Here is a 12,423-nt window from a genome sequence, read left to right on the forward strand (position 1 = left end):
CCGAACAGCTGCATTGAAGTCGATGCCCGCGAGGGCTCACGGCGAGTTCCTGACGCCGACCTAAGCCTGCGAGCTCCCCTGCCATTTCCGCCATTGCGGCACCAGTCCGGCATGCGACACAGGGCAGGCGAAATCCGCCGCCAGTCCGATACCGCCGATCCAGGCCGGCTCGCCATCGACCCACAGCACCGGCAGACGGTCGCGCATCCACGCTGGAATCTCCGCCTCCTGGCACAGCTTCTTGAAACTTCGCCGCGGCCGTCCGACCCCCACACGCATGCGCAAGCCAGGCCGCCGTGTGCTCAACACCACCTCCCTGGCGCCATCGAGCACGGCGCGCGCGATGCCCTCACCGTGGCGCGGAAGGAAATGAACTTCACCGCCTCCCCAGCGCAGGGCGTCGCCACCCGACCAGCGCTGCGCCAGCAAAGGCTCAAGCGCAGCGGGCTCCAGCCACAGCCGTCCACGGTAGACACAGCACGCCATATCCCCGAGTTCGACGCGTAACGGATGAGAGGCAGGCACGGCGCGCAGTTGACGCAAGGCCTCGCCCAGGCGCGAGCGCGACGGGGCACGAAAATTGTCCTGACGCGCCCGCCAGCGCAACAGATTGGCAACACGAGCATCGCTCAGCGCAAGCACCCGCTCAAGCTGCAAGGGCTGACCACCACAAGCGGACTGGTCGAGCGCCGCGAGCTCATCGAGCAACTCGCTCGCTTCACGGAAATGCTCAGCCGCGCGCGCGAGCGTGGCCGTCGCCGCAGGAAAACGCTCACCAATGACAGGGAGCACGCGATGACGCAGATGGTTGCGGCTGAAATCGAGCTGCGCGTTGCTCTCGTCTTCGACCCAGGCCAGGCCACGATCGCGCGCCCAGGCCTCGATGGTCGAGCGCGGACAGTCGAGCAAGGGCCGCAGCCGCCCAGGACGGGCAGCGCGCGGCGGATCGACTGCCCTCATCGCCGCTGCGCCGCGCACACCGCTGCCGCGCAGCAAGCGAAACAACAGAGTTTCCGCCTGATCGTCCTGATGATGGCCGAAGACCAGCCAGTCGCACGCGACGCCATCGAGCGCGGCGTGGCGCTGATCTCGCGCCGCGGCTTCAAGTCCAGCGCTCGCATCGCGCGCAACCGACACCTGGAACAAGGAAAAAGGCACTTCAAGCTGCGCGCAACGCGTCGCGCAGGCCTGGGCCCAGGCATCGGCATGCGGGCTCAGACCATGGTGCACATGCGCGGCCTGCAAGGAAAAGCCGAAGCGTGGCGCCAGGGCGTGCAGCACATCGAGCACAACGACCGAGTCCACCCCGCCCGACAGGGCGCAACACAAGCGTGCCCCCGGGCCGACGCCCGCGGCCGTCAGCGCGCGAGCGGCGACCTGCAGCAGCATGTCAGACCGCCACTTCCTTGAAGCGGCCGTAGCCCATGAGCTTCTCGTAACGCTGCGCCACAAGCTCGGACGGTGGCATGTGGTCCACCTGACGCAGGGCGTCGGCGAGCGCGCGCTTGAGCGAGGTGGCCATCGCGCGATGGTCGCGGTGGGCGCCACCGACCGGCTCATTGACGACCTTGTCGACGAGGCTGAGCGACTTCAGGCGCGCGGCGGTGATGCCCATCGTCTCCGCGGCATCCGCTGCCTTGTCGGGGCTCTTCCACAGGATGGAGGCACAGCCTTCGGGCGAAATCACCGAATAGGTCGAGTATTGCAGCATCAGCACCTGATCGCCGACCGCGATCGCCAGCGCGCCACCGGAGCCGCCTTCACCGATGATGGTGCTGATGATGGGCACGCGCAGCTCAGCCATCAGATACAGACTGTGGCCGATCGCCTCGGACTGGCCACGCTCTTCGGCGCCGATGCCCGGATAGGCTCCCGGTGTGTCGATGAAGGTGAACACCGGCAGGCCGAACTTCTCCGCCAGCTTCATCAGCCGCATCGCCTTGCGATAGCCCTCGGGCCGCGGCATGCCGAAGTTGCGCACGATCTTCTCCTTCGTGTCGCGCCCCTTCTGGTGACCGATGATGACGCAGCTTTCGCCGTTGAAGCGTGCCAGACCGCCGACGATGGCCTTGTCATCGGCATACGAGCGGTCGCCATGCAGCTCTTCGAAGTCGGTAAAGATGTGCTGCGCGTAATCGAGCGTATAGGGCCGCTGCGGATGGCGGGCAACCTGAGCGATCTGCCAGGGCGAGAGCTTGGCGTAGATGTCCTTGGTCATGGACTGACTCTTGGCTTCGAGGCGGGCAATCTCTGTGGAGATGTCCACCGCGGGATCATCCGATACGAAGCGCAACTGGTCGATCTTGGCTTCCAGCTCCGCAACCGCCTGTTCGAAATCCAGAAAAGTGGTCTTCATCCAAGCATTCCCACTGAAAAATGTGCGCCATTGTAGCGCCACATGGGGCGAATCGCGCCGCTCGCCGCTCATCGACGCCGCCAATGTCCACCTTGGCGACAAGTAAACAAAAGGGGTGACCGCCCCTCGGCAGCCACCCCGCAAACCATCGCAGCGCGGCGACGATCAGTCGTTGTTCATGAAGCCCAGCAGGTGCAGCAGGCTGGTGAAGAGGTTGAAGATCGACACGAACAGCGTCACCGTCGCCATCACGTAATTGGTCTCGCCGCCGTTGATGATGTTGCTCGTCTCATACAGGATCAGGCCGGACATCAACATCACGAAGGCTGCGGAAACGGTCAGCGACAAGGCCGGGATCTGGAAGAAGATCGCACCCAGGCCGGCCAGAAAGGCCACCAGGATGCCAACCATGAGGAAGCCCCCCATGAAGGAGAAGTCCTTCTTTGTCGTCACCGCGTAGGCCGACAGGCCCAGAAAGATCGCCGCCGTGCCTGCCATGGCCTGCATCACGATACTGCTGCCGTTGGGCAAGGACAGGTAGGCGGAGATGATCGGGCCGAGGGTGAAGCCCATGAAGCCGGTAAGCGCGAACACGAACAGCACGCCCAGGCCACTGTTGCGGAACTTGCTGGTTGCAAACAGCAGCCCGAAATACCCGACCAAAGTCACCACGATACCCAGGCGCGGCGCACCCATGGACATCGAGATTGCAGCCATCAGCGCAGAAAATGCCAGCGTCAGCGACAGCAGCATGTAGGTATTGCGGATGACCTTGTTGGTCGACAGCACCGATGCTTCGGAGCGTGTCATCGTCGAAAATCGGTTTTCCATCATCTTGTCTACTCCAGGGAAAGAATCTTGTTTTGAGAGCGCGCACCGCAGCGGGAGGTCAATTCACTGCGCAGGCGCTGCATGAAGCTCAGGCGGGCAGGACCTGCATGGGCGCCACACGGTTGCGCTCGGCGCCCTGGGTGCGGCGTACACGCTGCGCCAGCACCCGTGCCACGCGCTCTGCGGCCTCATCGATCGCAGCACGCACGTCGAGTTGGGTGATGGCGAACACGACGTCCGGCAGCTTGCGCAAGCGCAGTTGTACCACGCAACGCTTGTCACTGCCGCCTTGTGGCCCGCTGACATCGGCGACCTTCACCCGCGCCCATTGAATATGGTTCCGAAACCGTCCCATCGCGAGGCTCATCCGGCGAGTCACGTAGTCGCGCAGGATGGGAGTGGCTTCAGCGTCATCACAAAGCAGATCGATTCGCATGTGGAACCTCCTTGAATAGTTGCGTATCACCATCAGGCGATCGTCAAGTTCTACGCCTGCTGAATACTAAACCTCAGACTCTTCGATGAAATATCAATTCACCAGAACATTTATCTGTTTTTTTCGAAGTGTTCGCCATTCAGGACGAGCGCTGCGATCAAGCATGCGCAGCGGCGCCGACTCCGAACCGCAGCACCGAGTGGTGGGAGTGCGAGCGCAACAGAAGGTTCCATGCGCGCAATCAGCGCAGCGGCGAACAAGCAGCGCAAGCTGGGGTGAAGCCGGGAATGTGACGCGCAAGGCCAGAAAGGCAGCGGCGAACTGGCGCGCGCCGAGCAGGCATCGCAGCAAGATTTGCCATTGCGCCTGCGGATGATCCAGAATCTCGCCCCTGACGCGGCGGGAACCCGACCTTCGCCCAGGCGACAGGCAGATGCGCTGAAGAGCGCGGTGATGGTGCCGGGAGGGGGACTCGAACCCCCACGCCTTGCGGCGGCGGATTTTGAATCCGCTGCGTCTACCGATTCCGCCATCCCGGCAGGGAAGGCGCGCATTATCCACGAATATTGCTCATTGCAGCAAGCCGGTCGTTGTGCTCCGTGCTGCCGCTACCGCAGGACCCTTGATGCCTCTCACGCTGAACGACTTTGACTACACCCTGCCCCCCGACCTCATCGCCCAGGCCCCGCTCGCGCAGCGCAGCGCCAGTCGCCTGCTGGTCGTACACCCGCCCATGGAGGGCGCCGAGGTCTTGGTGGACCGCAACTTCGCCGACCTGCCCGCGCTGATCGGCCCCCAGGACCTGCTTGTATTCAACGACACGCGCGTGATCCACGCCCGCGTGCACGGCAGCAAGGCCAGCGGCGGCCAGATCGAAGTGCTGATCGAGCGCGCCATTGGCCCGCACGAGGCCCTGGCCCAGGTGCGTGCGAGCAAATCGCCGCGCAGCGGCAGCACGCTGCGTCTGGCCGATGCCTTCGACGTCGAGGTGCTCGGCCGCGTGGGCGAGTTCTACCACCTGCGCTTTCCCGCACACGAGAACCTGTTCGAACTGCTCGAGCGCCACGGCAAACTGCCCCTGCCGCCTTACATCCAGCGTGCGGCCGGTGATGACGACGAGAGCCGCTACCAGACCGTATTTGCCCGCAGCCCGGGTTCGGTCGCCGCGCCCACCGCTGGCCTGCACTTCGACGAAGCCACCCTTGCCCAGGTGCGCGCGCGCGGTGCGCAATGCGCCTGGCTGACACTGCACGTCGGCGCGGGAACCTTCCAGCCGGTGCGGGTGGACAATCTCGACGAGCACCGCATGCACCGCGAGCGCTACTTCATCCCGCCGCAGACCGTCGATGCGATCGCCCGCACGCGCGCCGCCGGCGGGCGCGTGATCGCGGTCGGCACCACCAGCCTGCGCGCGCTCGAAGCCGCCGCGCACAACGGTGCACTGGGCGCCGGTGAGGGCGAAACCGAGATCTTCATCCTGCCCGGCTTCAAGTTCCAGGTCGCGGATGCCTTGCTCACCAATTTCCACCTGCCGAAATCGACGCTGTTGATGCTGGTGTCCGCCTTTGCCGGGCGCGAGCCCATCCGCCGCGCCTACGCCCACGCCATCGCCGCCCGCTATCGCTTCTTCAGCTATGGCGACGCCATGCTCCTCACCCGCAATCAAGACGCCCAACACGATGCAGTTTGAACTCCTCACCTCCGACGGCGGCGCCCGCCGCGGCCGCCTCACGCTGGCCCACGGCGTCGTCGACACCCCGGTCTTCATGCCGGTCGGCACCTACGGCACGGTCAAGGCGATGACGCCGACCATGCTCGCCGACATCGGCGCGCAGATCTGCCTGGGCAACACCTTTCACCTCTGGCTGCGCCCCGGGCTGGACGTCGTCCAGGCTCACGCCGGCCTGCACCGCTTCATGGCCTGGGACAAACCCATCCTCACCGACTCCGGCGGCTTCCAGGTTTTCAGTCTCGGTGCGCTGCGCAAGATCACTGAAGAAGGGGTGAAATTCGCCAGCCCGATCGATGGCGCGAAACTGTTTCTGACCCCCGAGATCTCGATGCAGATCCAGACCGTGCTGAACTCGGACATCGTGATGATTTTCGACGAATGCACGCCCTACCCTGCCACCCACGACGAAGCCGCAAGCTCAATGCGGCTTTCGCAGCGCTGGGCAAGGCGTTCGCGCGACGAATTCGACCGCCTGGAAAACGCCAACGCCTTGTTCGGCATCGTCCAGGGCGGCATGCACGAAGACCTGCGCGACGAATCGCTGGGCGCGCTGGAAGAGATCGGCTTCCACGGCTTTGCCATCGGCGGTCTGTCGGTCGGCGAACCCAAGGAAGACATGACCCGCATCCTCGCCCACACCGCGCCCCGCCTGCCGCAAGGCAAGCCGCGCTACCTCATGGGCGTGGGCACGCCCGAGGACATCGTCGAGGGCGTCGCCGCCGGCATCGACATGTTCGACTGCGTGATGCCAACGCGCAACGCGCGCAACGGCTGGCTGTTCACCCGCTACGGCAACGTCAAGATCAAGAACGCAGTGCACAAGGCCGACACCCGGCCGCTTGATGCGTCCTGTGCCTGCTACACCTGCCGCAACTTCAGCCGCGCCTACCTGCACCACCTGCATCGCACCGGCGAGATCCTCGGCAGCATGCTCAACACCGTGCACAACCTGCATTACTACCAGACCCTCACCGCGGAAATGCGTGACGCCATCGCGGGCGGTAGCTTCGACGCCTATGTGAAACGCTTTCGCACTGAGCGCGCCACTGGCGCCCTGTAATTACGCGCCTCTGAGCCTGTCTGCGCAGGCCTGCACGCAGTCTGTCCTTCAGCACCCCGGAGAGCCTTGCGGCTACTGCTATAATTGTGTGTTTTTTTCGCTAACCCGGAGTAAATGACGTGCTGATTTCCAATGCCTACGCCCAAGCCGCGGGCGGCGACCCCACCAACGGCCTGATGGGCCTGCTGCCCCTGGTGCTGATGTTCGTGGTGCTGTGGTTCCTCATGATCCGGCCCCAGATGAAGCGCGCGAAAGAGCACAAGGCGCTGGTCGAGGCGCTGACTCGCGGCGATGAGGTGGTGACGGGTGGCGGCATCGCCGGCCGCGTGACTGAAGTTGGCGACAGCTTCGTGCAGGTCGAGATCGCCCCCAACACCGTGATCGCAGTACAAAAACAGGCGGTTGCCACGGTTCTGCCCAAGGGCACGCTGAAGTCCTTGTAATTCCATTGCCGCGGCGCCGGAGTCCGTCTCCGGCACCGTGCAACACCGTGTGCAGGCGGCCCTGCCGATGCAGGCTCGCACTGCGGCGCGGTGCAATACTGTTTGCTGCCGACGATGAACCGATACCCTCTCTGGAAGAACCTCCTCATTGGCCTCGTGCTGGTGTGGGGCCTGATCTACACCTTGCCCAATCTCTATGGCGAGGTCCCCGCGGTCCAGGTGTCCAGTGCCAAGGCCACGCTCAAGCTCGACCCCGGCACGGTATCCGAGCGCATGGCTGGCGCGCTCAAGGAAGCCGGCATCGAGCACGAGGGCATCTTCGCCGACCTCAACACCGTGCGCGCCCGCTTTCTCAGCACCGACGAGCAATTGCGCGCCAAGGACGCCATCGAGCGCGCCTTCAATCCCGACGCCGCGGACCCGTCCTACGTCGTTGCCCTGAATCTGCTATCGGCCTCGCCCGCCTGGCTGAGCTCGATCCACGCCCTGCCCATGTATCTGGGCCTGGACCTGCGCGGCGGCGTGCACTTCCTGCTGCAGGTGGATATGCCGGGCGCGCTGACCAAGCGCCTCGACTCCACCACCGGCGACCTGCGCACCCTGATGCGTGACAAGAACGTGCGCCACGCCGGCATCACGCGCGAAGGCACGACCGTGGTCGTGCGCTTCCGTGACGCCGAACAACGCGAAGCCGGTCGCCAGGCCATCCAGAACAGCACCGCCGACCTGCAGCTGGCCAACCGTGATGATGGCTCCGAAGATTTCAAGCTGATCGCCACGCTCACCGCGCAGGCGCAGCAGACGATGCGCGACTTCGCCCTCAAGCAGAACATCACCACCTTGCACAACCGCATCAACGAACTGGGCGTCGCAGAGCCGGTCATCCAGCAGCAGGGTGTGGACCGCATCGTGGTGCAACTGCCTGGCGTGCAGGACGTGGCCAAGGCCAAGGACATCCTGGGGCGCACCGCGACGCTGGAAGTGCGCATGGTGGACGACACCCCGGGCCAGCTCGAGCAGGCGCTCAGCGGCAGCATCCCCTTCGGCACCGAGCTCTACACCGAACGCGGCGGCTCGCCGCTGCTGGTGAAGAAGCAGGTGGTGCTGACCGGCGACCGCCTCACCGACGCCCAGCCCGGCTTTGACGGCCAGACCAATGAAGCGGCCGTGCATCTGACCCTGGATGCGGCTGGCGCGCGGATTTTCCGCGACGTCACGCGCGAGAGCGTGGGCAAGCGCATGGCCATCCTGCTGATCGAAAAGGGCAAGGGTGAAGTCGTCACCGCACCTGTGATCCGCAGCGAAATCGGCGGCGGTCGGGTGCAGATCTCCGGGCGCATGACCACCACCGAGGCCAATGATGTCGCGCTGCTGCTGCGCGCCGGCTCCCTGGCGGCGCCGATGGAGATCATCGAGGAGCGCACGGTAGGCCCCAGCCTGGGCGCGGAGAATATCCAGAAGGGCTTCAACTCGACGCTGTGGGGCTTCATCGCGATCGCGGTGTTCATGTGTGCCTACTACATGTTGTTCGGTGTGGTGTCGAGCATCGCCCTGGCCGCCAACCTCTTGCTGTTGCTGGCCTTGCTGTCGCTGCTGCAGGCCACGCTGACGCTGCCCGGCATTGCCGCGATGGCACTCACCCTGGGCATGGCGATCGACGCCAACGTGCTCATCAACGAGCGCATCCGCGAGGAGCTGCGCAACGGCTCCAGCCCGCAAGCGGCGATCGCCGCCGGCTACGACCGCGCCTGGGACACCATTCTCGACTCCAACGTCACCACCCTGATCGCCGGCATCGCATTGCTGGTTTTCGGCTCGGGTCCGGTACGCGGCTTCGCGGTCGTGCATTGCCTGGGCATCCTGACTTCGATGTTCAGCGCCATCCTGGTGTCGCGCATGCTGATCAACTTCATCTACGGCCGCCGCCGCAAGGTCGACGCGCTGTCGATCGGCCAGGTCTGGAAACCGAGCAAGTAAGCGCTTGAGGCGAAAGGAAAAGTAATCATGGAATTCTTCCGCATCAAGAAGGACATCCCCTTCATGAGCCGCGCGCTGGTGTTCAACGTCATTTCGTTGATCACCTTCGTGCTGGCAGTGTTCTTCCTCGCCACGCGCGGGCTTCACCTTTCGGTGGAGTTCACCGGCGGCACGCTGATGGAGGTGAGCTACGCCGAGGCGCCTCCGCTCGAGCCCATCCGCCAGGGTCTGTCTGCCAGCGGCTATGCCGATGCGCAGGTGCAGAACTTTGGCAGCTCACGCGACGTGCTGATCCGCCTGCCGGATCGCGACGACATGGACACCACCCGCGTCTCGGAAAAAGTGATGGAAGTCCTGCAGGCACAGGCCGGGGCTGCACCCGAGCTGCGCCGTGTGGAGTTCGTCGGGCCACAGGTGGGCAAGGAGCTCGCATCCGACGGTGCGATGGCGCTGCTGCTGGTAATCATCGGCATCATGCTGTACTTGGCGATGCGCTTCGAGTGGCGCTTCGCGGTGTCGGCCATCATCGCCAACCTCCACGACGTCATCATCATCCTGGGCTTCTTCGCCTTCTTCCAGTGGGAGTTCTCGTTGCCGGTGCTGGCAGCCATCTTGGCGGTGCTGGGTTATTCGGTGAACGAGTCGGTGGTGGTCTTCGACCGCGTGCGTGAGACCTTCAAGAAGCGCCGCGACCTGACCACGCCGCAGGTTCTGGACCACGCCATCACCAGTACCATCTCGCGCACCGTGATCACGCACGGCAGTACCCAGATCATGGTGTTGTCGATGCTGTTCTTTGGCGGTGAGACGCTGTACTACTTCTCGCTCGCCCTCACGATCGGCATTCTGTTCGGCATCTACTCCTCGGTGCTGGTCGCCAGCCCGCTGGTGATGTGGCTGGGCGTTTCACGCGAGCAGTTCGTGAAACCGAAGAAGGAGAAAGAAGAAGCGGTGGTCTGAGCGCAGCTTCTTGCTCGACTCAAATACGAAAAAGGCACCCTCGCAGGTGCCTTTTTTCGTTGCTGGGGTGGGAAGACGGAGTGATCGTGCCTGCGCTGCGGTCGTGGGCTGGGCCAGCGCTCGCCGCCTGCATTCGCGGCCTGCGGCTGCCCTCGATGGAGAACGTCGCGGGGGCGGCGACGCAAACTCGTCGCTACGCTCCTCAGACAGGCGTCGCCTTGAGTCCCCCGCGCCGCCCTCCACCTCGGCGCTCATGAAGTTGGCGAGCGCTGGCCCACCCCACGACCCTGTGTCTGATACCCGATCCTGTTGCCTCCCGGCAAAAAGCCTATAAGGCAAAAATCTGCTTCACACGCAAGGTCTCGCCGCGCTCGATCAGACCGATCAGACGGTCGATGTTGGGATGTTTGCCGGGATGCTTGTGCGCGTCCTCGGTGTGCTCGGCATAGAGTTCCATGCCCTTCATTGCTGCTTCTGGCGAGATCGCGCCATAGAGCTGGGCGAGGTGGTTATACACCGCCAGTGAACCGGTTTGCCCGGGTTTGTTCTCGATCGTGGCCACGACCGCATCATCCGCGTCGATCAGGTTCAGCGCCGCGAGATGCGACACGCGCGGCAGGGTCTTGAGCTTGTCGGCAAAAGCCATGGAGGACTCCGGACATTGAAACGCCACCCGCAGGTGGCGCAAGTAGTGAATCGGGTGCGGCCACTGAACAGGCACACCCTGATGGCGTTCAGATGCGGCGTGCGAGCTCGGCTGCCTTGCCGATATAGCTCGCTGGCGTCATCGCCAGCAGGTGGTCACGCGCCTCGGCGGGAATCGCCAGGGTGTGAATGAAGGCCTGCAAGGCCTCGCGGGTGATGCCCTTGCCACGCGTCATGGCCTTGAGCTGCTCGTAGGGGTTTTCGACGCCGTAGCGGCGCATCACCGTCTGCACCGGCTCGGCCAGCACCTCCCAGCAATCGTCCAGGTCGGCTGCCAGGCGCACTGGCTCGACCTCGAGCTTGCCCAGGCCGCGCAGACAGCTGTCGAGCGCGAGCACGGTGTGGCCGAAACCGACACCCATGTTACGCAACACGGTCGAGTCGGTGAGGTCGCGCTGCATGCGCGAGATCGGCAGCTTCTCGGAGAAGTGCTTGAGCACCGCGTTGGCGATGCCGAAGTTGCCCTCGGCATTCTCGAAGTCGATCGGGTTGACCTTGTGCGGCATGGTCGACGAGCCCACCTCGCCGTCCTTGAGCTTTTGCTTGAAATAGCCGAGCGAGATGTACATCCAGATGTCACGACAGGCATCGATCAGGATCGTATTGGCGCGCGCGATGGCGTCGAACAGCTCGGCCATGGCGTCATGGGGCTCGATCTGGATGGTGTATTCGTTGAAGGTCAGACCGAGGGATTCGATGAAACGACGATTGAAGCCCTCCCAGTCAAAGTCCGGCCAGGCCGACAGGTGGGCGTTGTAGTTGCCGACCGCACCATTGAACTTGGCGCTCATGGCCACGCCGGCGATCGCCACACGAGCACGCATCAGGCGTGCGGCGATGTTGGCCATCTCCTTGCCGAGCGTGGTCGGGCTGGCCGGCTGGCCGTGGGTGCGCGACAGCATCGGCAGATCGGCCAGCGCATGGGCGAGTTCGCGGAAGCGCGCAATCACGGCGTCGAGCGCCGGCAGCAACACACGGTCGCGGCCTTCGGCCAGCATCAGCGCGTGCGAGCTGTTGTTGATGTCTTCAGAGGTGCAGGCGAAGTGGATGAACTCGGATGCCTTCATGACTTCGGCGTTGTGGCCGAGGCGCTTCTTGAGCCAGTACTCCATCGCCTTGACGTCATGATTGGTGGTGGCTTCGATCGCCTTCACTGCCTCGCTGTCAGCGGTCGAGAAGGCGCTCAGCACGGCGTCGAGTTCGGCAACGGTGGCGGCCGAAAAGGGTGCGATCTCGGCCAGCCGGGGTTCAGCAGCGAGCGCCTTCAGCCATTCGATTTCCACCTTCACCCGATTACGGATCAGGCCGTGCTCGGAAAAATGCTCGCGCAGGTCCGCGACCTTGCCGTGATAACGGCCATCGAGCGGAGACAAGGCGGTGAGCGGAGACGGTATGGCTTGGGACATGGCTGCGGTTCCGGGCAAAAGTGCTATTTTAACGCCTCACCCCGGCGAAACAGAGAACAAACGACCGTGAACACACCCGAAGCGCCCACCACCCCCTACTGTATCGAAGTATCGGCGAAGGCCGAGTACGTCGCGTCGCAGTCGCGCCCGGAAGACGAGCACTACGTCTTCGCCTATCACATCACCATTCGCAACACCGGCAGCGAGCCCGCACAACTCATCAGCCGCCACTGGGTCATCACCGACGGCAACGGCAAGATGCAGGAAGTGCATGGTCAGGGCGTGATCGGCGAGCAACCCCTGCTCGCCCCCGGCGAGAGCTTTCGCTACACCAGCGGCTGTGTGATGGAGACGCCGGTCGGCACCATGCACGGCAGCTATCAGATGCTCGCGCGTGATGGCCATCGCTTCAACGCGAACATCGCGCCCTTCATGCTGGCGATGCCGCGCATCCTGCATTGAGCTCAGTCCACACGTGCAAGCGCCGCGATGCCAGGATCGCGGCGCTTGATGACAA

12 protein-coding genes and 1 tRNA gene are annotated in these 12,423 nt (G+C 64.1%); 6 read left to right on the top strand and 7 right to left on the bottom strand.

Annotation, left to right across the window (positions count from 1 at the left end; genetic code table 11):
• Nucleotides 1–60 precede the first annotated feature (60 nt).
• The 5 genes from tilS to M622_RS31365 form a co-directional block, all read right to left on the bottom strand.
• Nucleotides 61–1,389 carry a tRNA lysidine(34) synthetase TilS gene (gene tilS / locus M622_RS31345; protein ID WP_021249616.1) on the bottom strand — a complete coding sequence of 443 codons (1,329 nt, stop codon included), beginning with the start codon at nucleotides 1,387–1,389 and terminating at the stop codon, nucleotides 61–63.
• A gap of 1 nt (nucleotide 1,390) precedes the next feature.
• Nucleotides 1,391–2,356, bottom strand: coding sequence for an acetyl-CoA carboxylase carboxyltransferase subunit alpha (locus M622_RS31350; RefSeq protein ID WP_021249617.1), 966 nt, complete (start codon nucleotides 2,354–2,356; stop codon nucleotides 1,391–1,393).
• Between the two features lie 165 nt (nucleotides 2,357–2,521).
• The gene (locus tag M622_RS31355; RefSeq protein ID WP_031346954.1) at nucleotides 2,522–3,187 is read right to left on the bottom strand and encodes a Bax inhibitor-1/YccA family protein; all 666 of its coding nucleotides are present in this window, start codon (nucleotides 3,185–3,187) and stop codon (nucleotides 2,522–2,524) included.
• An 88-nt stretch (nucleotides 3,188–3,275) separates the two neighbouring features.
• Complete coding sequence (locus M622_RS31360; protein WP_021249619.1) at nucleotides 3,276–3,623, bottom strand: HPF/RaiA family ribosome-associated protein; 348 nt, start codon at nucleotides 3,621–3,623, stop codon at nucleotides 3,276–3,278.
• A 454-nt stretch (nucleotides 3,624–4,077) separates the two neighbouring features.
• Nucleotides 4,078–4,162 (bottom strand) — tRNA-Leu (locus tag M622_RS31365).
• A gap of 86 nt (nucleotides 4,163–4,248) precedes the next feature.
• Between M622_RS31365 and queA the strand changes: the two genes are divergently transcribed.
• The 5 genes from queA to secF all read left to right on the top strand — a co-directional run bounded on the left by queA (nucleotide 4,249) and on the right by secF (nucleotide 9,795).
• Entirely contained in the window at nucleotides 4,249–5,313 is a 1,065-nt protein-coding gene (gene queA / locus M622_RS31370) for a tRNA preQ1(34) S-adenosylmethionine ribosyltransferase-isomerase QueA (protein WP_021249620.1), read from the top strand.
• A complete protein-coding gene (gene tgt, locus M622_RS31375) occupies nucleotides 5,303–6,415 on the top strand; it encodes a tRNA guanosine(34) transglycosylase Tgt (protein ID WP_021249621.1) in 1,113 nt (370 codons plus the stop codon). The genes queA and tgt overlap by 11 nt, the downstream gene beginning before the upstream one ends.
• Nucleotides 6,416–6,534: 119 nt before the next feature.
• Entirely contained in the window at nucleotides 6,535–6,858 is a 324-nt protein-coding gene (yajC, locus tag M622_RS31380; protein WP_021249622.1) for a preprotein translocase subunit YajC, read from the top strand.
• A gap of 114 nt (nucleotides 6,859–6,972) precedes the next feature.
• Entirely contained in the window at nucleotides 6,973–8,835 is a 1,863-nt protein-coding gene (secD, locus tag M622_RS31385; protein WP_031346956.1) for a protein translocase subunit SecD, read from the top strand.
• Between the two features lie 27 nt (nucleotides 8,836–8,862).
• Nucleotides 8,863–9,795: a protein translocase subunit SecF gene (gene secF, locus M622_RS31390; RefSeq protein ID WP_021249624.1), complete on the top strand. Its 933-nt coding sequence runs from the start codon at nucleotides 8,863–8,865 to the stop codon at nucleotides 9,793–9,795.
• 328 nt (nucleotides 9,796–10,123) lie between these two features.
• Here secF and M622_RS31395 read toward each other — a convergent pair whose 3' ends face one another.
• A complete protein-coding gene (locus M622_RS31395; protein WP_021249625.1) occupies nucleotides 10,124–10,441 on the bottom strand; it encodes a DUF2322 family protein in 318 nt (105 codons plus the stop codon).
• 88 nt (nucleotides 10,442–10,529) lie between these two features.
• Nucleotides 10,530–11,906 carry an adenylosuccinate lyase gene (purB, locus tag M622_RS31400; RefSeq protein ID WP_021249626.1) on the bottom strand — a complete coding sequence of 459 codons (1,377 nt, stop codon included), beginning with the start codon at nucleotides 11,904–11,906 and terminating at the stop codon, nucleotides 10,530–10,532.
• A 66-nt stretch (nucleotides 11,907–11,972) separates the two neighbouring features.
• On the opposite strand from purB, the gene apaG reads away from it, so the two are divergent.
• Entirely contained in the window at nucleotides 11,973–12,368 is a 396-nt protein-coding gene (gene apaG / locus M622_RS31405) for a Co2+/Mg2+ efflux facilitator ApaG/CorD (RefSeq protein ID WP_021249627.1), read from the top strand.
• The last annotated feature ends 55 nt before the right edge of the window (nucleotides 12,369–12,423 follow it).

Origin of the sequence: Thauera terpenica 58Eu, from assembly GCF_000443165.1 — a bacterium.
In the GTDB taxonomy this organism is placed as follows: Bacteria; Pseudomonadota; Gammaproteobacteria; order Burkholderiales; family Rhodocyclaceae; genus Thauera; species Thauera terpenica.

Bases quoted from the DNA above. Each gene is read 5' to 3' on its own strand.
- tilS (WP_021249616.1), bottom strand. From the start codon at position 1,389: ATGCTGCTGCAGGTCGCCGCTCGCGCGCTGACGGCCGCGGGCGTCGGC.
- M622_RS31350 (WP_021249617.1), bottom strand. From the start codon at position 2,356: ATGAAGACCACTTTTCTGGATTTCGAACAGGCGGTTGCGGAGCTGGAA.
- M622_RS31355 (WP_031346954.1), bottom strand. From the start codon at position 3,187: ATGGAAAACCGATTTTCGACGATGACACGCTCCGAAGCATCGGTGCTG.
- M622_RS31360 (WP_021249619.1), bottom strand. From the start codon at position 3,623: ATGCGAATCGATCTGCTTTGTGATGACGCTGAAGCCACTCCCATCCTG.
- queA (WP_021249620.1), top strand. From the start codon at position 4,249: ATGCCTCTCACGCTGAACGACTTTGACTACACCCTGCCCCCCGACCTC.
- tgt (WP_021249621.1), top strand. From the start codon at position 5,303: ATGCAGTTTGAACTCCTCACCTCCGACGGCGGCGCCCGCCGCGGCCGC.
- secD (WP_031346956.1), top strand. From the start codon at position 6,973: ATGAACCGATACCCTCTCTGGAAGAACCTCCTCATTGGCCTCGTGCTG.
- secF (WP_021249624.1), top strand. From the start codon at position 8,863: ATGGAATTCTTCCGCATCAAGAAGGACATCCCCTTCATGAGCCGCGCG.
- M622_RS31395 (WP_021249625.1), bottom strand. From the start codon at position 10,441: ATGGCTTTTGCCGACAAGCTCAAGACCCTGCCGCGCGTGTCGCATCTC.
- purB (WP_021249626.1), bottom strand. From the start codon at position 11,906: ATGTCCCAAGCCATACCGTCTCCGCTCACCGCCTTGTCTCCGCTCGAT.